The 25,109-nt window shown below is 64.9% G+C and carries 21 protein-coding genes and 1 pseudogene; 10 read left to right on the top strand and 12 right to left on the bottom strand.

Features of this window, described 5'->3' with window-relative positions:
- From ACYQR9_RS07220 to ACYQR9_RS07200, 5 genes are read right to left on the bottom strand one after another with little or no spacing between them, the layout of a single operon-like run.
- Entirely contained in the window at positions 1-606 is a 606-nt protein-coding gene (locus tag ACYQR9_RS07220) for a K(+)-transporting ATPase subunit C (RefSeq protein ID WP_461229174.1), read from the bottom strand.
- A 53-nt stretch (positions 607-659) separates the two neighbouring features.
- A complete protein-coding gene (gene kdpB / locus ACYQR9_RS07215; RefSeq protein ID WP_461229173.1) occupies positions 660-2,753 on the bottom strand; it encodes a potassium-transporting ATPase subunit KdpB in 2,094 nt (697 codons plus the stop codon).
- Positions 2,754-2,803: 50 nt separating this feature from the next.
- On the bottom strand, positions 2,804-3,025 hold the full coding sequence (locus tag ACYQR9_RS07210; RefSeq protein WP_311274325.1) for a hypothetical protein: 222 nt from the start codon (positions 3,023-3,025) through the stop codon (positions 2,804-2,806).
- Position 3,026: 1 nt separating this feature from the next.
- Complete coding sequence (gene kdpA, locus ACYQR9_RS07205; protein ID WP_461229172.1) at positions 3,027-4,742, bottom strand: potassium-transporting ATPase subunit KdpA; 1,716 nt, start codon at positions 4,740-4,742, stop codon at positions 3,027-3,029.
- Between the two features lie 12 nt (positions 4,743-4,754).
- Positions 4,755-4,844, bottom strand: a complete 90-nt coding sequence (locus tag ACYQR9_RS07200) for a K(+)-transporting ATPase subunit F (RefSeq protein ID WP_056423457.1) — start codon at positions 4,842-4,844, stop codon at positions 4,755-4,757.
- Between the two features lie 426 nt (positions 4,845-5,270).
- Here ACYQR9_RS07200 and ACYQR9_RS07195 point away from each other — a divergent pair, with 426 nt between their 5' ends.
- A complete protein-coding gene (locus ACYQR9_RS07195) occupies positions 5,271-5,483 on the top strand; it encodes a DUF4287 domain-containing protein (protein WP_207409877.1) in 213 nt (70 codons plus the stop codon).
- 38 nt (positions 5,484-5,521) lie between these two features.
- On the opposite strand, the gene ACYQR9_RS07190 is transcribed toward ACYQR9_RS07195, so the two are convergent.
- Positions 5,522-6,436 carry a LysR family transcriptional regulator gene (locus tag ACYQR9_RS07190; protein ID WP_461229171.1) on the bottom strand — a complete coding sequence of 305 codons (915 nt, stop codon included), beginning with the start codon at positions 6,434-6,436 and terminating at the stop codon, positions 5,522-5,524.
- A gap of 96 nt (positions 6,437-6,532) precedes the next feature.
- Here ACYQR9_RS07190 and ACYQR9_RS07185 point away from each other — a divergent pair, with 96 nt between their 5' ends.
- The gene (locus tag ACYQR9_RS07185; protein WP_461229170.1) at positions 6,533-7,660 is read left to right on the top strand and encodes an aldo/keto reductase; all 1,128 of its coding nucleotides are present in this window, start codon (positions 6,533-6,535) and stop codon (positions 7,658-7,660) included.
- 175 nt (positions 7,661-7,835) lie between these two features.
- On the opposite strand, the gene ACYQR9_RS07180 is transcribed toward ACYQR9_RS07185, so the two are convergent.
- The 3 genes from ACYQR9_RS07180 to ACYQR9_RS07170 all read right to left on the bottom strand — a co-directional run bounded on the left by ACYQR9_RS07180 (position 7,836) and on the right by ACYQR9_RS07170 (position 10,194).
- On the bottom strand, positions 7,836-8,201 hold the full coding sequence (locus tag ACYQR9_RS07180; protein ID WP_461229169.1) for an exopolysaccharide production protein YjbE: 366 nt from the start codon (positions 8,199-8,201) through the stop codon (positions 7,836-7,838).
- 494 nt (positions 8,202-8,695) lie between these two features.
- Positions 8,696-9,859 (bottom strand): MFS transporter, encoded by a 1,164-nt coding sequence (locus ACYQR9_RS07175; protein WP_461229168.1) that lies wholly within the window; start codon positions 9,857-9,859, stop codon positions 8,696-8,698.
- Positions 9,856-10,194 (bottom strand): antibiotic biosynthesis monooxygenase, encoded by a 339-nt coding sequence (locus ACYQR9_RS07170; RefSeq protein WP_461229167.1) that lies wholly within the window; start codon positions 10,192-10,194, stop codon positions 9,856-9,858. The genes ACYQR9_RS07175 and ACYQR9_RS07170 overlap by 4 nt, the downstream gene beginning before the upstream one ends.
- Before the next feature lie 109 nt (positions 10,195-10,303).
- Between ACYQR9_RS07170 and ACYQR9_RS07165 the strand changes: the two genes are divergently transcribed.
- On the top strand, positions 10,304-11,191 hold the full coding sequence (locus ACYQR9_RS07165) for a LysR family transcriptional regulator (protein WP_461229748.1): 888 nt from the start codon (positions 10,304-10,306) through the stop codon (positions 11,189-11,191).
- Between the two features lie 144 nt (positions 11,192-11,335).
- Positions 11,336-11,686, top strand: a complete 351-nt coding sequence (locus ACYQR9_RS07160; RefSeq protein ID WP_461229166.1) for a hypothetical protein — start codon at positions 11,336-11,338, stop codon at positions 11,684-11,686.
- A 467-nt stretch (positions 11,687-12,153) separates the two neighbouring features.
- Here ACYQR9_RS07160 and ACYQR9_RS07155 read toward each other — a convergent pair whose 3' ends face one another.
- Complete coding sequence (locus ACYQR9_RS07155) at positions 12,154-12,945, bottom strand: cyclic nucleotide-binding domain-containing protein (protein WP_461229747.1); 792 nt, start codon at positions 12,943-12,945, stop codon at positions 12,154-12,156.
- 79 nt (positions 12,946-13,024) lie between these two features.
- On the opposite strand from ACYQR9_RS07155, the gene ACYQR9_RS07150 reads away from it, so the two are divergent.
- From ACYQR9_RS07150 to ACYQR9_RS07135, 4 genes and pseudogenes are all read left to right on the top strand, one after another.
- The gene (locus ACYQR9_RS07150) at positions 13,025-15,457 is read left to right on the top strand and encodes a response regulator (protein WP_461229165.1); all 2,433 of its coding nucleotides are present in this window, start codon (positions 13,025-13,027) and stop codon (positions 15,455-15,457) included.
- 193 nt (positions 15,458-15,650) lie between these two features.
- The gene (locus ACYQR9_RS07145) at positions 15,651-16,010 is read left to right on the top strand and encodes a response regulator (protein ID WP_461229164.1); all 360 of its coding nucleotides are present in this window, start codon (positions 15,651-15,653) and stop codon (positions 16,008-16,010) included.
- Positions 16,011-16,056: 46 nt separating this feature from the next.
- The gene (locus ACYQR9_RS07140; protein ID WP_461229163.1) at positions 16,057-17,091 is read left to right on the top strand and encodes an adenylate/guanylate cyclase domain-containing protein; all 1,035 of its coding nucleotides are present in this window, start codon (positions 16,057-16,059) and stop codon (positions 17,089-17,091) included.
- A gap of 622 nt (positions 17,092-17,713) precedes the next feature.
- Positions 17,714-18,589: pseudogene (locus ACYQR9_RS07135) on the top strand (transposase).
- A gap of 126 nt (positions 18,590-18,715) precedes the next feature.
- Here ACYQR9_RS07135 and ACYQR9_RS07130 read toward each other — a convergent pair.
- Both ACYQR9_RS07130 and ACYQR9_RS07125 read right to left on the bottom strand, forming a co-directional pair.
- Positions 18,716-21,412: a cadherin-like domain-containing protein gene (locus ACYQR9_RS07130; protein WP_461229162.1), complete on the bottom strand. Its 2,697-nt coding sequence runs from the start codon at positions 21,410-21,412 to the stop codon at positions 18,716-18,718.
- Positions 21,413-21,887: 475 nt separating this feature from the next.
- Positions 21,888-22,877 (bottom strand): LysR substrate-binding domain-containing protein, encoded by a 990-nt coding sequence (locus tag ACYQR9_RS07125; protein WP_461229161.1) that lies wholly within the window; start codon positions 22,875-22,877, stop codon positions 21,888-21,890.
- Positions 22,878-23,006: 129 nt separating this feature from the next.
- Here ACYQR9_RS07125 and ACYQR9_RS07120 point away from each other — a divergent pair, with 129 nt between their 5' ends.
- The gene (locus ACYQR9_RS07120; protein WP_461229160.1) at positions 23,007-23,687 is read left to right on the top strand and encodes an orotate phosphoribosyltransferase; all 681 of its coding nucleotides are present in this window, start codon (positions 23,007-23,009) and stop codon (positions 23,685-23,687) included.
- Positions 23,684-24,958 (top strand): hydantoinase/carbamoylase family amidase, encoded by a 1,275-nt coding sequence (locus ACYQR9_RS07115; RefSeq protein WP_461229159.1) that lies wholly within the window; start codon positions 23,684-23,686, stop codon positions 24,956-24,958. The genes ACYQR9_RS07120 and ACYQR9_RS07115 overlap by 4 nt, the downstream gene beginning before the upstream one ends.
- Positions 24,959-25,109 lie beyond the last annotated feature (151 nt).

The raw sequence follows: 25,109 nt of genomic DNA, 5'->3' as shown, positions 1-25,109 counted from the left end.
TTATCTCGGCTTCAGATCGTCCAGGGCGAGGTTGAGGGCAAGGACGTTCACGCGCGGCTCGCCGAGGATGCCGACGAGCCGGCCCTGGATCTGAGCCTCCACGAGGGAGCGCACCCTGTCCTCCGACAGTCTGCGCTCCCTGGCGACGCGGGGAACCTGGAACTGGGCCGCGTCCGGCGAGATGTCCGGATCGAGACCAGATCCGCTCGCAGTGACGAGATCGACCGGTGCCGGCTGGCCGGGATTCCCGGCCTTCAGAGCGTCGAGGTCACCCTTGACCCGCTCGGCCAGGATGGCGCTCGTCGGACCGAGGTTCGAGCCCGAGGAATTCGCGGCATTGTAGGGCGACGGGACAATCTTGGTGGCATCGGCCGGGTCGGCGGCGCTCGTCGCCGAGGGGCGACCGTGGAAATACCCGGCACCGGTGAAAGACTGTCCGATCAGGCTGGAGCCGACGATCCTGCCGTCGCGCTCGATCAGGCTGCCGGCGGCTTTCGCCGGGAAGATCGCCCCCGCGAGGCCGGTCATCGCGAGGGGATAGGCGAGCCCCGTAAGTGCCGTCAGGGCGATCAGCAGGACGAAAGCGGGGCGAAGCTGGGTCAACATGGACGTATGCCTGTCGTGAGTTGGCTTGGCTGCTCGGACGAGGTGCGGGGAGATCAGACGAGGTGAAGCGCGGTGATGGCGAGATCGATGGCCTTGATGCCGATGAACGGCGCCAGGATACCGCCGAGGCCGTAGATCAGGAGGTTGCGCCGCAGAAGCGCGCCGGCTCCGACCGCGCGGTAGGACACACCGCGCAGCGCCAGCGGGATCAGCACGACGATGATGAGCGCATTGAAGATGATCGCCGACAGGATCGCGCTCTCGGGCGAGGCCAGCCGCATGACGTTGAGCGCCCCAAGCTGCGGGTAGAGCACGAGGAACATCGCCGGGATGATAGCGAAGTACTTGGCGACATCGTTGGCGATGGAGAACGTGGTCAGCGCGCCCCGCGTCATCAGCAGTTGCTTGCCGATGCCGACGATCTCGATGAGCTTGGTCGGATCGGAATCGAGGTCGACCATGTTGCCGGCTTCGCGGGCCGCCACCGTGCCGGTATTCATGGCCACGCCGACATCGGCCTGGGCAAGCGCCGGGGCGTCGTTGGTTCCGTCACCGCACATGGCCACGAGCTTGCCCTGGGACTGTTCCTTGCGGATCAGGGCCAGCTTGTCCTCTGGCGTGGCCTGGGCCAGGAAATCGTCCACGCCGGCCTCGGCCGCGATGGCCGCCGCCGTCATTGGGTTGTCGCCGGTGATCATCACCGTTCGGATGCCCATCTGGCGCAACTCGGCGAAGCGCTCGCGGATGCCGCCCTTCACGATGTCCTTCAGGTAAACGACGCCGAGCAGTTGCCCGTCGCGTGCCACAGCGAGCGGTGTCCCGCCGGCCTTCGCGACGTCGTCGGCAATGGCCTGGATCTCACGCACGATGTCGGTGGCGGGTCCGGGGGCGTAGGCCAGGGCGGTGTTCGATCCGCGCGCGGCCACGGGCTGAGGGCTCACCGAGGCGATGATCGACTCCACCGCGCCCTTGCGGATCGAGGAACCGTCGACATCGACGCCGCTCATTCGCGTTTGGGCGGTGAAGGGCACGAAGGTGGCGTTCAGGCTTCCCATGTCGCGGGCGCGGATGCCGTACTTGTCCTTGGCCAGCACCACGATAGAACGGCCCTCGGGAGTTTCATCGGCCAGCGAAGCGAGCTGGGCGGCATCCGCCAGATCCTGCTCGGAGACACCGTGCACGGGTCGGAAATCGGTGGCTTGCCGGTTGCCCAGAGTGATGGTCCCGGTCTTGTCGAGGAGTAGGGTATCGACGTCGCCGGCCGCCTCCACGGCGCGGCCCGACATGGCGAGGACGTTGAACCGGACCAGCCGGTCCATCCCGGCGATGCCGATGGCCGAGAGGAGCGCGCCGATCGTCGTCGGGATCAGCGTGACGAACAATGCGACGAGGACGATGACCGGGATCGCGCCGCCGGCATAGCTCGCGAAACTCGGGATGCTCGCCACCGCGAACAGGAAGATGAGAGTCAGGCCGGCGAGCAGAATGTTGAGCGCGATCTCGTTGGGCGTCTTCTGTCGTGAGGCGCCCTCCACCAGGGCGATCATGCGATCGACGAAGGTCGAGCCGGCGGCGGCGGTGATGCGCACGCGGATCTCGTCGGAGAGCACCTGAGTGCCGCCGGTGACGGCCGAGCGGTCGCCGCCGGATTCGCGGATGACCGGGGCGGATTCGCCGGTGATGGCGGCCTCGTTGACGGAGGCGACGCCGGCTATGACCTCGCCATCGGATGGGATCAGATCCCCCGCCTCCACCAGCACCACATCACCGACCTTGAGGGACGTGCCCGGAACGGTCTCGATCTCGCGGCCGGAGCCGGTGAGGCGCTTGGCCGTCATCTCAGTCCGGGTGCGGCGCAGGCTGTCCGCCTGCGCTTTACCACGCCCCTCCGCGAGGGCTTCGGCGAAATTGGCGAAGATCAGGGTGAACCAGAGCCACAGGATGATCTGACCGGAAAAGGCGAGGTTGGCCCCGCCGGTGAGAACGTCGCGAGCGAAGAGGATCGTGGTCAGGGCAGCCACGACCTCGACCACGAACATGACCGGGTTGCGGATCATCCTGCGGGGATCGAGCTTGGTCAGGGCGCCAAGGAGTGCCGGCCCGACGAGGGCGGCGCTGAACAGGCTGGAGGAGTTTGGGCGGGCCATTGCGGGTGTCCGATGGGGAGGCATTTGGGGGCGGCGCCGTCGAGCGGAGCTCAGGGTGCCAGCGCGCGGGTCAGAAGGTCGGCTCCCGCCATGATGCAGAGGGCGCCGAGGAGGATCAGGCCGAGCATGCCGAGGATCACATCCGAGATGCGGAGGTCGTGGCGGTCTCGTTGAACCCGGCTCCAGGTCGGGGGACGGGGTCGGTGCAGGGCGAGCGCCCGGCGGACGACGGATCGTTTCGGCGCGGAGTGGGGAAGCGACAGGCGACGCATCTCAGCCCCCCGCCGGAAATGTCTGCCCGAGGCCGCCGGCGAGGTGCTCCACCACTGGTCCGAGGGCGAGCGCCGGGAAGAAGGTCAGTCCACCGACGATGAGGATCACTCCCACCAGCAGTCCGACGAACAGGCCGCCATGGGTCGGGAGGGTCCCGGCCGAGGCCGGCACGGTCTTCTTGGCTGCCAGCGATCCCGCGATGGCCAGCGCCGGGATGATGACGAAGAAGCGACCGAACAGCATGCCGAGGCCGAGGGTGGTGTTGTAGAAGGTCGTGTTGGCCGTGAGCCCACCGAAAGCGGAGCCGTTATTGGCCGCCGCCGAGGTGAAGGCGTAGAGGATCTCCGAAAAGCCGTGCGGTCCGGCATTGGCGGGCCCCGCGAGGCCGGCCGCGACGACGGTGGCCAGCGCCGTGAAGCCCAGCATCAGCAGGGGCAGGCACAGGATGGCGAGCATCGCCATCTTGACCTCGCGGCCCTCGATCTTCTTGCCGAGATATTCCGGCGTACGGCCCACCATGAGACCGGCCACGAAGATCGTCACGATGACGAAGACCAGGATGCCGTAGAGACCCGCGCCGACGCCGCCGACGATGATCTCGCCGAGTTCCATGTTGATCAGCGGGATCATGCCGCCGAGCGCCGTGAAGCTGTCATGCATCGCGTTGACCGCGCCACAGGAGGCCGCCGTGGTGATGGCGGCGAATAGTGAAGAGCCGAGAATCCCGAAGCGGACCTCCTTGCCCTCCATGTTGCCCCCGGTGAGGCCGAGCCCGTTGAGGACGGGGCTGCCCACGCTTTCGGCCCAGTAGACGATGGCGGTTCCAGCCAGGAACAGCACGCCCATGGCGGCGAGGATGGCCCAACCCTGGCGCTCGTCGCCGACCATGCGGCCGAACACGTTGGTCATCGCCGCACCGAGGGCGAAGATCGAGATCATCTGAACGAAGTTCGAGAGCGCGGTGGGGTTCTCGAAAGGATGCGCGGCGTTGGCGTTGAAGAAGCCGCCGCCATTGGTGCCCAGCATCTTGATGGCGACTTGGCTGGCCACGGGGCCGACCGCGAGGGTCTGCTTCGCGCCCTCCAGAGTGGTCGCCTCGACGGCGCCGGAAAGCGTCTGGGGGATGCCCTGCCAGACGTAGAACAGCGTCAGCACCATGCAGAGCGGGAGCAGCAGGTAGAGGGTCGTGCGGGTCAAATCGACCCAGAACGAGCCCACGGTTTTCGCCGAGGCCCGTGAAAAGCCACGCACGAGCGCGACGGCGAGCGCGATACCGGTGGCGGCCGAAAGGAAGTTCTGGTGCGTCAGGCCCAGCATCTGCGTGAGGTATGACAGCGTCGTCTCGCCACCATAGGATTGCCAGTTGGTGTTGGTGACGAAGCTCGTCGCGGTGTTGAAGGCGAGGTCCGGCGCGACGCCGGCTTGTCCGTCCGGGTTGAACGGCAGCAGCGCCTGGACGCGCAGCAGCGCGTAGAGGGTCAGGAAGCCGAGGACGTGAAAGGCGAGCATTGCCGACGCGTAGGCCAGCCAGTGTTGCTCCTGCTCGGCATCGATGCCGGCGACGCGGTAGAGTCCGCGCTCGACGGGTGAGAGCACGGGCGAGAGCAGCGTACGCTCGCCCGTGAAGACACGGGACATGTAGCCGCCAAGCGGACGGGCAAGCGCGACGACGACCGCGCAGAACAGCGCGATCTGGAACCAGCCGTTGAGACTCATCGGGGAATTCCTTCAGAACCGCTCGGGGCGGACGAGGGCATAGGTGAGGTATCCGAGCAGCCCCAGGGTCACGAGGGCGCCCAGCATCAGGTCGAGGGTCATGGCGGGGGCCTCAGAGGCGTTCGCAGAGGCCGGCGTAGCCGGCGGCCAGGCCGAAGAAGCCGAGGCCCAGGGCAATGAAGGTGAGATCGAGCATGGAGCGTCCGTTTCGGTTCGGCGCGCCGGTGCCGTGACCGGTCGCGCTCGCCCTCCGATGTGGCTCGGAACCGCATTAGGGTTCGAGAGGGACGCGAGGACGATCTTATAAGGATCGCATGAGGATTCGTGCCGTCTTGGATGCCGAGGGCGGTCCCGTGGCAGGACCAGTGCATGGTCCCCATCGGACGCCCGGCACTGAATCCGACGGGCTCCGGGCAATCCGTACCGGCATTTGCGGTCCCGCCGCCGCGCCGACTCATGCGAAGAGGTTGCGATCCAGGCGATTTTTGGTGAAGCTGATACCGGTCAATGCGTGGGAAAAACGCTCACATGTCTACCGAGGCCACCAAGGGACCTGCGTCTTACTTTCCATCCATCGAGAAGAAGTACGGACGCCCGATCGGTGACTGGCAACAATTGGTGAGAGACCGACTTCCCGCCAAGCACATGGAACTGGTGTCGATGCTGAAGGAAGAGCACGGAATGGGTCACGGTCACGCCAACGCGATCGTCGCTCATGTGCTGTCCGCGCAGAACGCGTAGCCGACCCCGGCCGGCGCTGCGACGTGGCAGCACCGCCCTCATTCCGCTGGATCGCGTGGTTCGGAATTCTTCCACCGCAACCTATCGACCAATGCCCGAAGCGCGGGCGAGATCTGGCGGTTGGGAAAGTAGAGATGACAGCCTGGAAATGGCGGGCACCAATCGTCCAGCACCTGGATCAACCGGCCGGCCGCCACATCCTCTACGACATCCGTCTCCAGCATGTAGCCGAGGCCCGCGCCCGCACGTATCGCGGAGGCTGCCAGCGCGCCATCATTGACGATGAACTGGCCGCCTGCGCGCACGCGTATGTCGCGTCGGTCCCGAGCGAACTCCCATGGCAGGAGACCGCCTCCGCCGATAAGACGGTAGCTGACGCAATTGTGGTGCTCCAGATCGGCCGGGGTCTCGGGCCGAGGATGGCGTGCGAAGTAATCCGGCGTGCCGACGACCAGCGTGCGGAGATCGGGGCCGACGCGCACCGCCACCATGTCGCCTTCCACGGCTTCGCCGAAGCGGATCCCTGCGTCGAAGCCGGCAGCGACCAGATCGGCGAGACGGTCGTCGACGAGAACCTCGACGGAGATCGCCGGATGGTCGAGGAGGAATTGGGGAAGCGACGGTTCGAGGATCGTGCGGGCGGCATAGGAAAATGTGGTGAGCCGGATGGTACCCGAGGGCTCGCTCCGCCAGTCGGCGAGCGCCGCGAGTCCCCGAGCGATCTCTTCCAGCGCCGGGTTGATCGTGCGCAGGAGCCGGTCGCCGGCTGGCGTCGGGGCCACGCTCCGCGTCGTGCGGGCGAGGAGGCGAACACCGAGACGCGTCTCCAATCCACGAATCGCATGGCTGAGGGCCGAGGGCGAAAGGCCGAGTTCGGCCGCCGCGCGGGTGAAGCTGCAGACGCGCGCCACGGCCGCGAAGGCCGCCAGATCGTCGAGATCCCCGCGCCGCATTGATGCATTCCGCTCACAAACCTATGCCGACCAGCGGAGCTAATCGCCGGGTTGCCACGACCCTATCCTCATCTCGGTAATTAGCGAGGTGCAACAATGGATCTGACGCATTATCGGACGCTCGGCCGCTCGGGCCTGGCCGTGAGCCCCCTGGCGCTGGGCACCATGACCTTCGGCACGGCACGCTGGGGCCTCGACGAAGACGGCAGCCGCGCAGTGTTCGATGCCTATGTCGCGCAAGGCGGCAACTTCGTCGACACAGCCGACATCTACGCGAGCGGCGCCAGCGAGACGATGCTCGGCCGCTTCGTCGCCGAGCGGGGCCTGCGCGACCAAATCGTTCTCTCCACCAAGTCGGGTTTCGCCGCTGGGAGCGGACCGCATGCGGGTGGCTGCGGTGCCAAGCATGTCCACGCCGCAATAGACGGATCGCTTCGCCGCCTGGGAACGGATTATGTCGACCTGTACTGGCTGCACGTCTGGGACGGACTCACGCCGGCGGAGGAACTGCTCGAGACGATGGCCGGCCTCGTTCGGTCGGGCAAGATCCGCTACTGGGGCTTGTCGAATACTCCTGCCTGGTACGCGGCCAAGCTCGCGACGCTCGCTTCCGTGCGCGGCCTGCCGGGACCGATCGGGTTGCAGTATTTCTACTCGCTCGTGAACCGGGAGGTCGAGGACGAGCACATCCCGCTCGGCGCCGAGTTCGGCATGGGGATGGTGCCCTGGTCTCCCCTCGCCTACGGGCTGCTCACCGGCAAGTACGAACGTGCTTCCGTCGAGGCGGGCTCCCCGCGTGGCTCGGGGCTACCAACGGACACGGCCATGGCTGGGCAGGAGCGGACGGCCAAAGACAGACGTCTCGATGGCGCCAACCCCTTCGGGGACAGCCTGTTCACGCCACGCAATTGGGACATCGTGGACGCGGTGCGCCAGATCGCTAGCGAGATCGGGCAGCCCCCGGCACGGATCGCCCTGGCATGGGTCGTAGGCCGGCCGGGCGTGGCCTCGACCCTGATGGGCGTGAGCCGGCCGGCGCAGGTGACGGACAACGTAGCGGCGCTCGACCTGACCCTATCGCCTAAGCATCGTGCCGCTCTAGATACCGTCAGCGCCTTCGCCGAACCACGCCTCATCTACGGCCTGTCCCGCCCCCCTTTGCAGCAGCAGGTCATCTTCGGTGGTAGCCGGGTCCACGCATCGACCGAAATGCTGCACCTCTGAGCAGACCATGCGAACCTGATCCAGAACCGGATCCCGGATACTCGCGACCTCGTGGCGTTGCCGGGCGTGATACAGACGGGTTGAGCCATGACCCGGCGTCACCAAGTGACAACCAAAAAACCCGCCACGGTGCGAACCGGGCGGGTCTGATGTCGGTATTATCGCGGATGGACGATCAGCAATCGTCGCCCTTCTTGCCGACGGCCTGATTCTCGCCGGCATTGTTCATCGCGCCAACGGTGCCTGGGGCGGCAGGCTGCTGGCCACCTGCGAGATTCTTGCTGCCGGGCTCCTCATTTCCCTTGGTGGCGGAAGCGCCCGCACCTGGCTTATCGCCAAGGCCCTGGTTGGCACCGACATTGTTCATCGCACCGACAGTGCCTGGGGATGCAGGCTGCGCGCCACCAGCGAGGTTCTTGCTGCCGGTATCGGACTTGGAGCTCTTATCGGTGGTTGAACCGGTATTGCATGGTGCAGCCAGAGTAGTCCCGGCCGTGAAAGCAAGAACCATTGCCGCGCCGGCGATCGCAGTAAACTTCATGGGGCGTCCCTCCAAGATCGGTGTCGGGAGGAATAATTCCGAGCCTCAATATTGGTTCCCGTCGAATGGGCCGCAGGTAATACCACTTGCCAATCCGCCTCCCAGTATCACCACCGAAGCAGGATGGAATTCATCACATCCGCAATCACCGAATCCGAGTGATCGAGAAGGCCGGAAAAAACCGGCTCCTCCGCCGCTCATAACTGTGACGGCTAATCTTGTTCATGAGAACTTGCCGGCACCGATGACGTTGGCGTTTCCTTCAGAAATCTAACCGGTGGGCGATACAGGCTTGCGTTATCGACATCGTCCCGTCTGACGATCGCGTCCATCGAGACGTCGACGGTGTCATCCAAGAAGGTACGTCCGGCCATGTCGAGGATATGCACGTGGTCGTGCTGGGCATTCTCGCCGTGCCGACGAACGCTGAAGAGCAAAGTCACGACGATCCTTCGTAATTGAGAGGGGCACACCCAACGACCAAGATGGCGCCGTCATGTGTTCGGCTCCAGCTTAGTCACCATGCACGATGCCGCTGCGACGGCTCCGGCCAGCAGGGCGATTCCAGCCCACGACAAGCGGCTCGGTCCGGCGGTTTCGAGGATGATCCCGCCCAGGACGGCTCCGCCGAAAATGGCGATATTCCAAGCCGTGACGATCATCGCCTGCGCCACATCGGCCGCTGGGCCTGCCGTACGTGCCGATGCAGTCTGGAGAACCGTCGCCGACCCGCCGAATGCCAGACCCCAGATCAATACGGCGCCATAGATCGCGAGGGACGCTCCACTCGTAACGGCAAGCGTGAAGGCCGCGACGATAAACAATCCGATCGCGGCGAAAAGCAAAGCCCGCAGCCATCTGTCGATCAGCACGCCCGTCAGTCCGATACTGACGAGTGCGGAACCCCCGAAGACCAGTAGAACATCGTCGATCCGGTCGGGCATGCGGTAGTCGGCCAGGATGGGCGCGATGTAGGTGTAGAGGAGATTATGGGCCAGCACGAAGCAGAGCGTCACCGCCAGTATCGGCCGCACGCCCGGCACTGCAAAGACTTGAGTCAGCGATGGGCGTTGCGTTTCAGGTTCGCCAGGGAAATCCGGAACTTTCGCGATGATCCAGCCAACCAGTAGCAGCGCGATGAGGCTGAGCAGGCCGAAGGTGAGCCGCCAGCCGGCGAGCATGCCCAGAAACGTACCGGCCGGTACCCCGATAGAAAGCGCCACGGGCGTTCCTGCCATCGCCACGGCCATGGCTCGCCCCGCGAGACGGGGCGGTGCCATGCGAACCGCATAGCCAGCGAGGAGCGCCCATAGCAGGCCGGCCGATACCCCGCCGACAAAACGCGCCGCCATCGCGACGGCGAAACTCCCGGTCAGGGCCGTTATCAGGTTGGCGATCATGAACCCGACGATGGAGCCGAGCAGAAGCGGTCGTCGGCGCCAGCTTCGCGTCGCCGCGGTCAAAGGGATCGCAGCGAGGAGCGATCCCAAGGCGTAGACACTGATCCATTGGCCGGCCATGGCCTCGCTCACCCCCAGCGATCCCCCGATCTGCGGAAGAAGTCCGGCCGGCAGGGCCTCGGTCAGGATCGTGACGAAGCCCGCGACCGCCAGAGCACATAGCCCGGCCATCGGCAGCCGATCGGCTCGCGCCGTCATGCCGAAGCCCTCGGAAGTACAAGGTCGCCCACCGTGTAGGTGTGAAACTCGCTGGACGAAAAAGTTTCGAGCGCCTGAAACTTGTCGACGAACACCGGATCGGAGAAGAAAATCTCGACATCTTTTGGGTCTGATATCGCCTCGATATTCACGACGGTCAGTCCATCGGTGCTCCTGGCAAGGTTGCTCCATAGAAATCCGGGCTTCCGCTCGGCCACATAGTGAACGACATCCTGGATGAGCCGGAACGCGTCTTCCTGCTTGCCAGGGTGAACGTGAATTACGTTGACGATGAAGGTGGTCGGGATCGGATGAATCGTGAAGGCTGGGATCATGTTCGCTTCCCTGGTCTTGCGAGGTCCAGGGGATAGCGACCGGACGGTTGCGGAAAAACGGGCCAGCGTTCCGGTGACTGCGGAAGGAAATTCGCTTAACCGTGACGACATGGACAAGCTCACGGCGTTCGATGCCTTCGTGCAGTCGGCTGAAACCGGCAGCTTCGTCGCGGCGGGCCGCAAGCTCGGCCTGTCAGCCTCGGCAGTCGGCAAGGCGGTGGCACGGCTCGAGCAACGGCTGGACGCGCGGCTGTTCCATCGCAACACGCGCAACATGACCCTGACCGAGGAAGGGCGACTGTTCCTGGAACGCTGCCACCGCATCTTCGAGGAGATCGAGGCGGCCGAAGCCGAGCTGGCCCGGTCCAATCGAACCCCGAGGGGCCGGTTGCGTGTGAGTCTCCCGCTGGTCGGCATGTTGCTGACGCCGGTGATGGCTCATTTCATGCGCACTTGGCCCGAGGTTCAACTCGACCTGGATTTCACGGACCGGCTGGTGGACGTCGTGGAGGAAGGGTTCGACGCCGTCATTCGGACCGGGCAACCCTCTGACAGCTTGTTGATGAGCCGCCATCTCGGACGGTTCCGCCTCAAAATCGTCGCGTCACCCCACTACTTGGCGCAATATGGAGTGCCGCTCACCCCTGACGACCTGCACGAGCATCACTGTCTTCACCAGCGTTCGCCGGACACCGGAAAGCTGCGGCCCTGGCCCTTTGTGCGTGCTTCAGGCCAGGGGAAGCCCGTCCTGCCCGAGCGGATGAGCGCGACAGCGGTCGACCCCCTGATCGAACTGGCGAGCGAGGGGATGGGCATCGCCTGTCTGCCGCCCTTCGCGATCCGCGACGAAATCGCCGATGGCCGTCTCGTGTCCATCCTGGACGAGTGGTTGACCGGGACCGATCAGTTCCATGTCCTGTGGCCGGCCAGCCGGCAGATCACGCCCAGACTACGTGCGTTCGTCGATTTCATGGCCGAACATCTACAGCCGCAGTAAAGACGATACGCGAGATCGCCAAGAGTGGTCCCGCTGTCTATTCAAGTGCTCCAACGATGATCTCAGAAGCGAAACTTAGTCGTTCAAGCTGCACAACACAGGGGTGTCGAGGCGAGCGCAGAAATCCGGCTGGAAGTCTTCAGGGTGTTTCGCACCGGGCTGGAAGAGTCGAGAACCGGCCGGCGCAACATCTCCCGCGCATGCCTACAGCGCTCGACGATGCTTCTGTATCCAATCGGCTCGGTGGCGATGGCGGACGATCCGCTCGGCATGCACCATATCGATCGACATGGCATTCCGACCGTGACGGACTTGACAGCGTGCGTTTTCGGCATCCGCACTCAAGCTGTTGATTCAGCTCGCGACAGCAACAAATTGATGAAATTGCTTCACGAGAAAGCGATTTCTTTCGGCGATCATCAATCATGGCGAGGAATCCGCACGCAACCAGAGGATATGCTTCGGCAATCGCCGTTGGTGGCCTCGTTGTGCTGATGGTGCAGGAAGTGCCGAACTGGAACGCGACCCTCATAGGTCTGCTCTCCCTGATCGCGTTTGCCGTACTCTGGATACTGGCAGGACGCGAGGTCATCGAGGAGGGGGCGCGCGCGCCGGTTCGGGTCGCCGTCACGGTTCGTGACATCGAGGCCGATGACGCGGCCATGTCAGAGCACCGCTTGCTTCTCGGCCCGCCGGGACACCTCGAATTACTCGAACCTCGACGCTCACCGACGATCTTGTCCCTTCGACGTCTCCCGAAGCTGCGTTGGAAATAGCGGCACCCAGCGGGTGCGTGTCCGAGCGAGCGGCTCAACGGACGCGATCCCTTCGTTCTTGGAGCGGTTGTCAGCTCTTCCCTTCTTTCCAGGCACAAGGTGCCGGAAAGACCTGCGCACGCTGCGAACCTGTTTGGGGCCGCAGGATCATGACAGGGTTAAGTCTCATGAGAACCCCTGATTGACTCAATAGAGCTCCGCTTCGAGGAGCCGATTGGTGTCGACAATCTTGTCGGCCAGTTCCAGAATGAGAAAACGTTGAACGTACAGCGCCAGGTCAGGGCGTTCACGCTCCATGCGGGCCAGAGCGGCCCGATCGATGCCGACGGTGCGGCAGGGGCTTTCGGCGATCGCCGTGGCGGTGCGCCGCCCCCCCTGGGCCAAGCCGATTTCGCCGATGACAGTGCCGGCTGTGGTCGTGCGCAAACGATGGTTAGAGCGGCCGGGCATCTCCAGCCGGATGGAAATGATGCCGTGTTCGAGGAAGTAAAAAGCGTCAGCGGGCTCACCCTGACGCATCAGCGCCTCGCCGGCCGCCAGGGTGCGGAGACTGAGATACGGTTCCAGTTCGCCAGCCCCGACCGTGCAGCCGAGCCTATCGGCAAGGTGCTGAGCAAACGATGTCGCTTCACCTTCGTCGCTGGTCCCGGCCTCTGACAAGAGAGCCGTCTCCGCTGCCCGCATGGCCGCATCGCGGGTGCGATAGATCCGTATTCGCGGCTCTACGAGAAGTCCGTCACGTTCGATCTGTTGATGAGCGATTGGGCCGAGATTCACCAGCAAAACGTCGAAGCGCGCCTGCTCGGCGAACTGCCCGATCTTACGGAAGACAAGCAGCGCGGAACTGTCCAGTCCGACACATTCACGGAAATCCAGAATCAGGAAACGGAAATCGGGAGTCGCTTCCACGTCAGCGGCAGCTTGGCGCAAGATCGTCTGCGCGTTCAGGAAAAACAGGTACCCTTGCAGGATGTAGATCCGCGTCCGCTCCCCTGATGCACGCAGCAGATCGGTGATGTGGGGCGCGCGAATGATACTGCTTCGACGCTCAGCTCCGGTGTCCTATCTCCTGACCGCCTCACCGTCGATGATCTGCAGCTTCGAGGTGGGCGGCCGCAACGCACCGACATTCATCAGTGAGAATGTCCGGGACCTTCTCGGCTACGAGCCGAGCGAGTATCTCGAGGGCCCCGATTTCTGGCTCGAGCGGCTTCATCCCGACGACCGGGACCGAGTTCTGGCCGAGTTCCCCCATCTTCTCGCGAATGGCCACCACGTCGTCGAGTACCGGTTTCGGCGAAAGGACGGTATCTATCGCTGGGTAAGGGACGAGCAGCGCCTGATCAGCGGCCCGCATGGCGAACCCGTCGAGGTCGTCGAATCCTGGAGCGACATAACCGAGCGGAAGGAGGCAGAATTCGCACTTCGGGAGCAGACGACTCTCGTCGAGCTCCTGCAGGTCACGGCGGCCGCGGCCAACGAGGCGCTCAACGTCGAGGATGCCTTGCAGATCTGCCTGGGTCGGATCTCGGCACATACCGGATGGCCGCTCGGGCACGCCTACATGCTTGCCAATGACGGCAGCGAAACCCTGGTGTCGTCCGGCATCTGGCATTGCGATACGCCGGAGCGCTTTGCGCGCTTCCAGGCCGTCACTTCGGAGACGCCGCTTCCTCTCGGCATAGGGTTGCCGGGACGCGTATTGGCATCCGGCGAAGCGATGTGGGTCCTCGATCTCGATGCGGAATCCGACCATTCCCGTGCCGGTGCCGCCGCTGCGGAGGGGTTCCGGGCGGCTTTCGGGTTCCCCGTCACGATCGGTCGTGAGGTCGTCGCGGTGCTGGAGTTCTTCGCGGCTGAAGCGCAGGCACCGAACCGGGCGCTCCTCAACGTCATGGCCAATATCGGCGCGCAGCTCGGCCGGGTGATCGAGCGCAAACGTGCCGAGGAGAACCTGCGGGAGGCCAAGGACGCGGCAGAGAACGCGAGCAGATCCAAGAGCAGCTTCCTGGCCAACATGAGCCACGAATTGCGGACGCCGCTCAACGCCATCATCGGCTTCACGCGGCTCATCATGCGTCGCGCCAAGGACGTGCTGCCCATCAAGCAGTTCGAAAACTTGGAAAAGATCCTGCTGAGTTCCGAGCATCTGCTCTCCCTGATCAACACCATCCTCGATCTCGCCAAGGTCGAAGCGGGCCGGATGGAAGTGAAGACATCGGAATTCTCGCTCGAATCCACCCTCGACCTCTGTCTCCGTACGGTCGAGCCCCTGGTCAAAAGCGAGCGCGTGCGACTGGTCAAAGATTTCGAGGGCCTGCCGGAGACGATCAGCACCGATCAGGAGAAGCTGAGGCAGATCCTGATCAACCTTCTCAGCAACGCCATCAAGTTCACTGAAACCGGTTCGGTGACCCTGCGCGCACGCGCGGTCGGGGACCGGATCGCACGCGCGGTGATCGATACGGGCATCGGCATCCCGAGCGGAGCGCTGACCCTGATCTTCGAGGAGTTCCAACAGGTCGATAATTCCGCAAGCCGAACACATAGTGGAACCGGGCTCGGCCTCGCCATCAGCCACCGACTGGCCCGGATGCTCGGCGGCGACGTGGGCGTGGACAGCCAAGAGGGTAAGGGCTCGACCTTCACCCTCACTCTTCCGCGGCGTATCGACGGCAACGTCGAACCTCCGCCCAGCCCTCGGGCGCCTTTGACCGAAGCCGTGAATCGGACCTCGTCCAGGACCGTGCTCGCCATCGATGACGACCCGAACGTCGTCTACCTCCTCAAGGAAAATCTGCTCGACGCGGGCTACGACGTAATCGGCGCCCCCAATGGCGGGGACGGCCTGAGGACGGCACGGGAGCTTCAGCCGCGCGCCATCACGCTCGATATCATGATGCCGGGAACGGATGGGTGGCAGGTCCTGCATGCGCTCAAGACCGACCCTCTGACGCGTGAGATTCCCGTAATCCTGATCTCGATCGTCGACCAGAAGGAGCTCGGCTTCCACCTCGGTGCCAGCGACTACATCGTCAAACCATTCGAGCGCGAGTCACTGATCGGCGCCCTTGGGCGCGCGGCCCCCGACAGCGAACGCATCCTCGTGATCGATGACGACCCGAACGTGGTCGACCTCGTCCGGCAGTTGCTGGATACCGAGCGCTGCACGATCGAATGGGCGCGCGACGGCGTCGCGGGCCTCGAACGGATCTCGCAGGCGCGCCCAAGCGTCATTCTCCTGGATCTCCTGATGCCGGGCATGGACGGCCTCACCTTCCTCGATCACCTGCAGGCCGATCCCGTTGTCCGCACGATCCCCGTTGCCGTCTTGACGGCGGCATCCTTGAACGCAGCCGACCATGGCATGCTTCGGGAACGCGTGCGCGGGCTCATCGACAAGCAGGGCCTCGACCGTGACGCACTCATCCGAGAGGTCAGGCGGGTGTTGCCGCTACTGGAAACCCAGGGCGCCGAGATCGCCCAATGAACTGCGCCGTGGAAGCGAGAATGCGTTCGATGAACAGCCTGGTTGGGCGCAGCGGCATCGGCCGGCAGCGAGCCATGGATCGGCGCAGGATTTGCCGAGTCCTCTCCGAAAAATCGAACCGGACAAAAACAGGACTTGCCAGCACCGGGCAGCGCCCCGGCTGTCTCTTCGTAGACTACGAAGGTTTCGCGCGATGAAGACCATCCTCATCGTCGAAGATGGCCCTCTCAATCGCGATCTGCTGACCCAGCTCCTCGAGGACGACTACGCGTTGTTGATCGCCGTCGATGGTGGTGCGGGCGTCGCGATGGCCGCGAGCCATATCCCGGATCTCATCCTCATGGATCTTTCCCTGTCCGTCATCGACGGCTGGGAGGCGACGCGGCGGATCAAGGCCAACCCGGCGACGGGAAACATTCCCGTCATCGCGATCACGGCCAACGCGATGAGCGGCGACGAGGACAAGGCCAAGATGGCCGGGTGCGACGATTTCATGACGAAGCCTGTCGATGAAGACCTGCTTTTCGCCAAGCTGCATCAATGGCTCGATTGAACGCAGGCGGTCCTGAAGCGGCTGCGACCTGGAGATAACGAGACCTGTGGACCCCGCACGCATCCTCATCGTCGACGATGAAGCCTTCAACCTCGATCTGCTGGAGCAGGAGCTCGAGCTTCTCGGACACGAGAGCGTTCGGGCCACCAACGGATGCGCTGCGCTCGATCTCCTGAATACCGAACCGTTCGATCTGGTCCTGCTCGACGTGATGATGCCAATACTGGACGGCTACGCCGTATTGGACAGCATAAAGTCGAACGACCGGCTCCATCATACCCCGGTGGTCATGATCTCGGCGCTGACAGAGATCAGCAGCGTCGTACGCTGTATCGAGATGGGGGCCGAAGATTACCTTCCCAAGCCCTTCGAGCCGGTACTGCTCGAAGCGCGGATCCGTGCCTGCCTCGACAGGAAGCGGCTGCACGACCGGGAAGTGGCCCATCCGGAAGCCATCAAGCTCCAGCAGAAACGAGCGGACGACCTGCTGCACGCTATCCTGCCCGTCGCGGCGGTGAGCGAGCTGATGAGCACCGGCCAGGTCAAGCCGCGGCTTTTTCATGATGTCGCAGTGCTCTTCATCGATCTCTTCGGCTTCACCGCGTGGTGCCACAGCAAAGGCCCCGAAGACGTCGTGGCCGAAGTTCAGCGTCTGGCCGAAGCGTTCGAGGTCGTGGCGCACAAACACGGTATGGAGAAAATCAAGACGATCGGCGACGCCTTCATGGCAACCGCCAATTTGTTATCGCCCCATACCGATCCGGTGACCGCGGCCATCCGCTGCGCGCAGGACATGGTGTCCATCGCTAGTGATGGCTCCACCGGATGGCGAATCCGGGCTGGCATTCACATCGGCTCCGTCGTTGGCGGCATCGTCGGGCGGTCGAAGTTCACCTTCGATCTCTGGGGCGACACGGTGAACGTGGCCGCTCGTCTGTGTTCGCTCGGCGACGGATGTTCCGTTCATCTCTCCGAGGAAGCCTCAGCCCGCGTGCATGACGGCAGCGCGATCAACCATATCGGCAAGGTGTCTCTCAAGGGAAAAGGCGAGATCGAGGTTTATTGCTTTAAATTTAGGTAGCGCCATAGCCGCTATTCTTATCTCCGACTGATCTGACGTCAGATTAGCATGAAAATCAAAGAATATTTCAGTTTTTATAAGAATACACACTTTCATTTCGTATTCGAATATTTCATAGCCCCACCGAAGGAGCCACAATGCGGACGTCCGATCTCAAATAACTAACGATGACGCACTGGGACGACCCGCAGCGTCATACGACTTAAACTCTTCCGCCCAGGTAAAAGCGGCTCATCCCGCAGAAATGCGCGTCGTTAAGTGAGGAGCCTCCGTTACTCCAACCGGATCGAATTCGCACCCAATGTAGTCTTCGTCGCGGGCTTGATTTCACAGATCGTCCTGGGTGTCTCTACGCTCGTCATGTTGGGAGTCGTTCCCGCGACCGGCACTCGCATCCTCGATCAGGTCAACTTCGGCCCGCCACGCATTCGAGATGCCATCGTTATGGCGGCCCCACTCGGTATCGGACTAACTCTTATCGCGCTGCCCCTGTGCTTCAAGTCAGTGTCTGAGGCAGACCTCCTATCGTCAAGGATCTGATCCTGCTGACTGCGCTCGCGGCCTAAGTGCCCTGACGCGGCAAGAGGATTCACGATGGGATTGACGCCTGCGAAGCTGGGTGATGGCTCAGTCCGTTTGGATACCTTTCGATGAGCCACCGACGTCACAACTGGCTGCGATTGCCGGTGACCAATCCCGGCCATTCAAGCGCATCGTTCGCGCTCTCAGCATCCTGCGGTCGACCGAGCGCTTGAACGTGGAGAGGTGGCTCGAGAGGCAGGTAACAGTTGGCCTGCGGGAGGGCTCTGGCAAAAGCGCTTTGACAAAGAAGGCGTAGAGGGTCTGCTACCCGACAAGACCTGTCTGCCCGACACCCCGCCGCATTTCACAGGAACGGTGGCGGGAGCTCTGGCACTGACCTGCTTGGTGCCGCCGGATGAGGTCATCCACTGGACCGGCCGCGCCGTCGCTGCGTAGACCAGGATCTCTCCGCTTCGTGCAGCGGGTCTGGCAGGAGCACCGTCTGCAACCGCATCGGGTGCGTACCTTCAAGCGCTCGCACGACCCGGCCTCGCCGAGAATGTGGAGGATGTGGTCAGTCACAACACCAAATCCGCCCGCCCACGCCGTCGTGCTGTCCATCGACGATCCTTCGACAGGCTCAGGATAAGGAGTCCCAGATCCAGGCTCGGGAGCGAACCCGTCCCATGGTCCCGGCCATCCTATCGCTCAGACGCGTGACTACACCCGGCACGCGCGATGAACGTGTCCCTCCAACCCAACCTCGGCCTCATGGCTCAATGCGGTCGAGGGCTTCTTCTCCACGCTCACACGCCGCCGCCTCCAGTGGGGTACGTTCAGTGGCGTCGTTGATCTGCAGGTGGCCATCAAACGCTATATCGCCGAGCACAACCGCAGCGCCCGCCCCTTCGTCTGGATAAAGCCCGCCGCCGCCATCTTCGATGCCCGCAACCGAGCCCCTGAACCATCCGTCTGAGTCAATGCAATAGCGGTTGACGTGGTGAAGGGGCAGAAAGCTGCCGGATCGCGTGAAGGCGAAGGCCCATACGGCGTGCGAGGCTCTGGCCGAGCAGGATTGATCGGCCAGAGCGCATTGCGAAGCTTACGCCACCAGGAAGTCGAGGTGAGTCAGCGTTTCCTTCGTGCCGATGACGGCAAACTGGACGGCAGTGCTAGCCGTCCCGTTGCCGTCGGCATCGTAAGAGAGCGCACCGTTCTTGTGGTTGTAGAGAATGCGATCGCTCGCATCCACCACGGCACCGGCATTGCCGAGATCCTTGAACGCAGTCTCTGCAAGCTGCCCCGTGGTAAGAGCGCGGAACACGGCCCGGGCCAGTTGGATCGTGTCCTCCGGTACTGAGAAGTCGGTAAGGCGGTCGACATCGACAGAGCCGAGGTTCGACGAGAATGCGAACGTATCGCTGCCGCCCTTGCCGTAGAGCAGGTCGGCGCCCGCGCCGCCGTTGAGAACGTTGGCGCCGTCATTACCTATCAGCGTGTTCGCGAACGCGTTGCCGCCGAGCCTGATGGCGTCCAGGCCGGCGTCGTTTGTGGTCCTCAGTGTCTCGATCCCCTGACCGGCCGACAGCGTGAAGCTCACACTGGTCCCGACCGTGTCGGTGCCGCCGTCGGCCGCCTCGATCACACGATCACCGGCATTGTCGACGATATAGGTGTCGTCGCCGTCATACCCGGAGGCGCTCGTCCCCGGGCCGGTCAGCAAGAAGACGTTGTTGCCTGCATCGCCTCGGTTGGAGCCAGTGACAGTCACCCGCAGATGCGAGGAACCGGCGCCACCCTGTCCATCCGAGAGCGTGTAGAGGAAGTCGTCGACGACGCTTGCTCCCACCGCGACCCGGCCCTCGGCATTAGCTTCGTACGTGTAGCTGCCGTTCCCCTTCAGGGTGAGCGTGCCGTAGCGGCCGGCGATCACAATCTCGCCGTCGACGGCCGTCCGGGCCGTGCCGGCGGTCACTGCCCTGATCGCGGTGATCGTCAGGGTGCCGCTGTCGGGGTCGATGTCGTTGCCGAGCACGCCACTCGCCACGGAATTTCGCTGAACAACCTCGATCACGTCGTCGGTCGCGACGGGGGCGTCGTTGACTGAGGCGAGAGTCAGCGCCCGGGTCGCTGCCGTGATGGCCGTGCCGTCGCCGACATCGTAGCTGAGCGTAACCAAACCGTTATAGTCGGCGTCCGGCGTAAGCGTGAAGGTCCCGCCCGTGATCGTCACCGTGCCATGGTCGGCCCTCAGGTTCGTGACCGCGAGCGATGCACTGTCGGTGTCGGTAAAGCCCTTCAGTAGGTTGGAGAGCCGACCCGTATAGGCAGCGTCCTCCCTGCCGGCCGCCAGGGTCGCCTGGGTACCGGTGAGGCGCGGCGCGTCGTTCACAGCCGCGAGGGTGGTGCTCAGGGTGGCGGGGATCGACGCCGCGCCATCGCCGACGCTGTAGCTGATCGTGATCTGGCCGCTGTAGTTCGCGTCCGGCCTGACGGTGTAGCCGCCCGCCCCGTCGCCGACGATGGTGCCGTGATCGACGCTGAGGTTGGACAGGACGAGGGTGGTGCCCTCGGGATCGGCGAAGCCCTGCAGCAGGTCGTCCGCCGTCACCGTGAAGGCGGTGTCCTCCGTGCCGGCCACGAGCGTCGCCTGCGTGCCGGTGAGCAGCGGGGCGTCGTTCACCGCCGTGAGCGAGAAGCTGCGGGTCGCGGGGGCCGGGGCGTTGGTGCCGTCGCTGACGCCGTAGGTCAGCGTCACCGGACCCGTGGCGTTCGCCGCCGGCGTGATGGTGAAGGAGCCGTCCGAATTCGCCGTGACCGTGCCGCTGGACGAGGTCAGGCCCGACACGGTCAGCATCGCGGTGCCCGCATCGGCCCAGCCCTCGAGCAACTGCGCCTCGGTCACCGTATAGGCGGTGTCCTCCGTGCCGTCGGCGAGCACGGTCTGCGTGCCGGTCAGGGCCGGAGCGGTGGCGTCTATGGCCAGGTCGGTATCGGAGCCCGTGGTCGCGCTGGAGACGCTGGCCGGGTCGAAGGACAGCGCAGTGGTCGTGGTGTTGAGCAACACGGAGACGGTTCTGCCGTCGTTATTCGCAACGAGGATGTCGAGCCGGCCGTCGCCGTTCACGTCGGCCACCGTCGCGCTGCGAGGCTCGGAGCCGACGGCTAGGTCGGTCGTGCCGCTGAAGCCGCCGGCCCCGTCGCCCAGCCGCACCGAAACGGTGTCGTTGCCACTGTTCGCGGTGAGGATGTCGAGATGGCCGTCGCCGTTCACGTCGGCCACCGTCACGCTGCCAGGCTCTGAGCCGACGGATACGTTGGTCGTGCCGCTGAAGCCGCCGGCCCCGTCGCCCAGCCGCACCGAAACCGTGTTGCTGCTGTTGTTGGCGGTAAGGATATCGAGCTTGCCATCCTCGTTCACGTCGGCGACCGTCACACTCGCTGGCGCGCCGCCGACCGTGACGTTCGGTGCAGTCGCGAAGTCGAGCAGGCCGGGCCTGTCCAGCGATCCGCCATTGAGATCGAGGCCGGTGACGGTGAGGCGCGCGTCGTCCTCCCCGGCCGCGATCGTATAGGTGAAGGTCGCGCGTCCTTCCCCGTCGAGGCCGGCATAGGTGGCGGTTGCGCCGTTGCTCAGGGTCAGCCGCGGCGCGCCCGTGACAGTGACGGCCGTTTCCGCCTCTAGCGTGAAGGTGACGGTGTCGCCCGTCTTCAACGTGCCGACACGGCTCGCCGTCGTGATGATGCCGGTCGCCTTGTTCAGGCCGGTCACGTCGGTCGTCGAGTTCGGCAGCGTCATGACTCATCCCCACGGCTCCGCCGCATCGCGAGGCCGCCCTTCGTTCAGGTTCGTGGAAGGCTCCACATCGGGAGCCAATGCAATGCGAGGCCCTCGGGGGGGGGGGGGGGGGGGGGGGGGGGGGGGGGGTATGGGGTCGTCGGCACCATGCCTTCTGGGGCGCCCCTCCCTACTGCGAATTATCAGACTGATCTAGTCTAAAAACCGGCATACGCACTAATTATCGTGTCTGTACTTATAAAAGGCACCCTTATAAGTAAAATGTTAATTAATATTTTATAGATTACAAATTATAGCAATCATATTGTAAATCATATTGCAGCATGCAACCGTAACGAGCAAAAACCGGAAGCAATAGCGAGCTGATTTACAATAACACCCATTCCGTTAGCTTGAATTATTGAGGTTTACCCACGCGGCCGCGCAGGGGCTTTCGTCCGCAGGGCCTCAGCGAGCCTGACTCATGGATCATGGCTCACTGAAGCTTGGTATCGGCGACGGCTTCCGGCGCGAGAAGCCCCTCGACGAACCGCATTGCCGGCCCCGACAGGGCTGCGAAATCGACGGCATAGAGGTTGAGGGCGCTCACCGCCCAGGCATCGGTGAGCTCGGCCGCGTGCAGGTGGCGCTCGCCCAGAGCCTGGAAGGCACCTTCGGCCATCACGCCGATGCCCATACCGCATTCGATCATCCGGCACATAGCCGAGAGGCTGTCGACCTCGACCCGCTGACGCAGGGCGCGCCGCGCCTCGCGGGCGACCCGGTTGAGGTGGATCTGCACCGTGCTGCTGCCGCGCATGCCGACCTGCTCGAAATCCAGGGATTCGGCGTAGGCCACGTGGCTGCGGACACCCAGCGCATGCCCTTGCGGCATCACCAGGACGAGGCGCTCGGTGCGGTAGGGCCGCGCCGACAAGGGAAGGCCGGGCTCGCAGGCGCCGCAGATGCCGAGATCGGCCTCGCCCTCGATCACGTCCTGCGCCACGCTGCGGCTGCTGCGCTGACGCAGGTCGATGCGGATGTCGGGATGCGTCCGCGCGAAGCGGGCCATATCGCCGGGCAGGAACTGCTCCACCGCCGAGGCGCTGGCGCTGAGGCTGACGCGCCCACGCACCCCGCCGGCGAATTCGGAGAGGTCGCTGCGCAACTGCTCCACGTTCAGCAGGATCGTCAAGGCGTGCTGGCGCAGCTGATCGCCGAGGAAGGTCGGCCGGACGCCGCGGGCATGGCGGGCCAGCAGCGGATGGCCGATCACCGCTTCGAGTTCGGCGACGCGGCGGCTCAGGGCGGAGGCCGCGATCTGCCCGCGCTCGGCCGCCCGCGCGATGCTGCCGGTCTCGCAGATCAGCACGAACAGCTCCAGCGTCCCGAGATCGAGCTGGCGAAGGAAGTGGCGCGGCGACGGCACGAAGGGGCTTTCCGGCTTGACGAAGTTCGCCGTGTCGGCAGGCAAAACCGGCGCCATCGCGGGCCGACGGTCGGCCGAGCCGTCGCGGAATGCGATGCCTCGACGTCGGAGATTGAACTTCTCGGGCCCCGAGCCCCTGCCTAGGTTGCGGCCTCGCTTCCCCCGACACTCCCGGAAAACGTCGCGATGTCCTCAACCTTCCAGCCGGCAGCGTCCTCCGCGCGGGTGGCCCAGGCGCTGGTGCAGGTCGGTGCCGTGCGCCTCACCACCGGCCAGCCCTTCATCTACACCTCCGGCTGGGCGAGCCCGGTCTATGTCGACACCCGCCTGCTGATGTCGGATGTGGCCCTGCGGACCCTGGCGATGGATCACGCAGCCGCGCGCCTCGCCGGGACTGTCGCCGAGAGCGGCGTCAACGCGATCATCGGGGCGGAGAGTTCCGGCATCGCCTTCGCGGCCTGGATCGCCGAGCGCCTGCGCCTGCCGCTTCTCTACCTGCGCAAGAAGCCGATGGGCTGGGGCCAGGAAGCCCGCCTGGAAGGACGCCTGCCCCAGGAGGCCCGCCTTCTCCTCGTCGACGATGTCACCACGGACGGCCGCTCCAAGATCGCGGCGGCCCGGACTCTGCGCGAGGCCGGAACCGCGATCGCCGACGTCCTCGTCGTGGTCGATTACGGGATCTATCCCGATTCCGCCGCGCGCTGGGCCGAGCATGCCCTGGCCCTCCACGCCCTCACGACGTGGCGCGACCTGCTCGCCGCTCTGCGGGAGGCCGGGGACCTCAGCGCGGAGGCCGGAGCGATGCTCGACGCCTTCACAGCGGACCCGGTCGCGTGGTCTCTCGCCCATGGCGGAGTCGGCGCGTGAGCCGGCCCCTGCACCTGGCGAACCGCATCCTCGACGCAGTGGCGGACCTCTCGCGCGACGGGCTCGGCGTCACCCGTGAGGCCTACGGCCCGGGCGAAGAGGCGGCGATGCGGGCCATCGAGGGCTTCGCCGCCGAACTCGGCCTCGCGGCGGAGCGCGATCGCTTCCAGAACCTCTGGCTGCGACTGCCCGAGGATGCGCGCTCCGAGCCGCCGGTCGTGATCGGCTCGCACCTCGATTCGGTGCCGCAGGGCGGCAATTTCGACGGTCTCGCCGGGGTCGTCGCCGGCCTGCTGGTGCTCGACCGCCTGCGCGGCCGGGCCGGACTGGCGCCGCCCCTGCGGGTCCTGGCCCTGCGCGGGGAGGAGAGCGCCTGGTACGGCAAGGCCTATACGGGCTCGCTGGCCCTTCTCGGCCGGCTGCCCGCCTCGGCCCTGGCCCTGCCCCATCGTGCCGGCCGAGGCACCCTCGGCGAGGCCATGGCCCGCAGCGGCGTCGATGTCGATGCGGTCTCGCGGGGCGAAGCGTTGCTGCGGCCGCACGAGATCGCCGCCTATCTCGAACTCCATATCGAGCAGGGGCCGGTGATGATCGCGCGGGGCTGGCCCTCGGCGGTGGTCACGGGCATTCGCGGCAACATCCGCCGCCACCGCATTCGCTGCGTCGGCGAGGCCGGGCATTCCGGGGCGGTGCCGCGCTGGCTGCGCAAGGACGCGCTCCTCGCGGTGGCCGAACTCCTGTCGAGCATGGACGAGCATTGGCGCGTGCTGCTCCAGATGGGCGTCGACCTCGTGATGACGGCGGGCATCTGCACGACATCCGTGCAGTCGCACGCCGTCTCGGTCATCCCCGGCGAAGTGACGTTCAGCTTCGAGATCCGAAGCCAGGATTCGGACACGCTGGCGCGGTTCGACCAGCTGTTCCAGGAGGCCTGCCGGGGCATCGCCGCGAGCCGGGGCGTCAGCTTCGACTTCGACGCCGCCCTCACCTCGGCCCCAGCCGCCATGGATGCGGCCTGGATCGCACGGCTGGAGGCGGCCGGCGCGGCGCGGGGCGCGCCGGTGGAGCGCGTCCCGAGCGGGGCGGGCCACGACGCCGCGGTCTTCGCCGGGTCCGGCGTGCCCGCCGCGATGGTGTTCGTGCGCAACGCCAACGGATCGCACAACCCGCACGAGGCCATGGACACCGCCGACCTCCTCGACGGCGTCGACCTGCTCCTCACGGCGCTGACCGGGGCGGCGGCGAAGGACGTGTCCGGGCTCGCGGCTTGACGTTCGTCACGCCCTGTCCCCCGACCGCGCTGCCAAGTGCACAAGAATTGCACAGGCCTCGCGAATGCAGAGGCCCCCCGCAATCGCCGATGCCCCGCGGCGGTCTTCGCAGCGGCGGTCTCTGCAAGAAAGCTCGTTTCCCCAAGAGAGT

It is taken from the genome of Methylobacterium sp. CM6241, assembly GCF_054817845.1.
This window is presented reverse-complemented; position numbering and strand designations above follow the sequence as displayed.

Coding starts and splice junctions, on each gene's coding strand:
- ACYQR9_RS07220 (WP_461229174.1), bottom strand. CDS start 606: ATGTTGACCCAGCTTCGCCCCGCTTTCGTCCTGCTGATCGCCCTGACG.
- kdpB (WP_461229173.1), bottom strand. CDS start 2,753: ATGGCCCGCCCAAACTCCTCCAGCCTGTTCAGCGCCGCCCTCGTCGGG.
- ACYQR9_RS07210 (WP_311274325.1), bottom strand. CDS start 3,025: ATGCGTCGCCTGTCGCTTCCCCACTCCGCGCCGAAACGATCCGTCGTC.
- kdpA (WP_461229172.1), bottom strand. CDS start 4,742: ATGAGTCTCAACGGCTGGTTCCAGATCGCGCTGTTCTGCGCGGTCGTC.
- ACYQR9_RS07200 (WP_056423457.1), bottom strand. CDS start 4,844: ATGACCCTCGACCTGATGCTGGGCGCCCTCGTGACCCTGGGGCTGCTC.
- ACYQR9_RS07195 (WP_207409877.1), top strand. CDS start 5,271: ATGTCTACCGAGGCCACCAAGGGACCTGCGTCTTACTTTCCATCCATC.
- ACYQR9_RS07190 (WP_461229171.1), bottom strand. CDS start 6,436: ATGCGGCGCGGGGATCTCGACGATCTGGCGGCCTTCGCGGCCGTGGCG.
- ACYQR9_RS07185 (WP_461229170.1), top strand. CDS start 6,533: ATGGATCTGACGCATTATCGGACGCTCGGCCGCTCGGGCCTGGCCGTG.
- ACYQR9_RS07180 (WP_461229169.1), bottom strand. CDS start 8,201: ATGAAGTTTACTGCGATCGCCGGCGCGGCAATGGTTCTTGCTTTCACG.
- ACYQR9_RS07175 (WP_461229168.1), bottom strand. CDS start 9,859: ATGACGGCGCGAGCCGATCGGCTGCCGATGGCCGGGCTATGTGCTCTG.
- ACYQR9_RS07170 (WP_461229167.1), bottom strand. CDS start 10,194: ATGATCCCAGCCTTCACGATTCATCCGATCCCGACCACCTTCATCGTC.
- ACYQR9_RS07165 (WP_461229748.1), top strand. CDS start 10,304: ATGGACAAGCTCACGGCGTTCGATGCCTTCGTGCAGTCGGCTGAAACC.
- ACYQR9_RS07145 (WP_461229164.1), top strand. CDS start 15,651: ATGAAGACCATCCTCATCGTCGAAGATGGCCCTCTCAATCGCGATCTG.
- ACYQR9_RS07130 (WP_461229162.1), bottom strand. CDS start 21,412: ATGACGCTGCCGAACTCGACGACCGACGTGACCGGCCTGAACAAGGCG.
- ACYQR9_RS07125 (WP_461229161.1), bottom strand. CDS start 22,877: ATGGCGCCGGTTTTGCCTGCCGACACGGCGAACTTCGTCAAGCCGGAA.
- ACYQR9_RS07120 (WP_461229160.1), top strand. CDS start 23,007: ATGTCCTCAACCTTCCAGCCGGCAGCGTCCTCCGCGCGGGTGGCCCAG.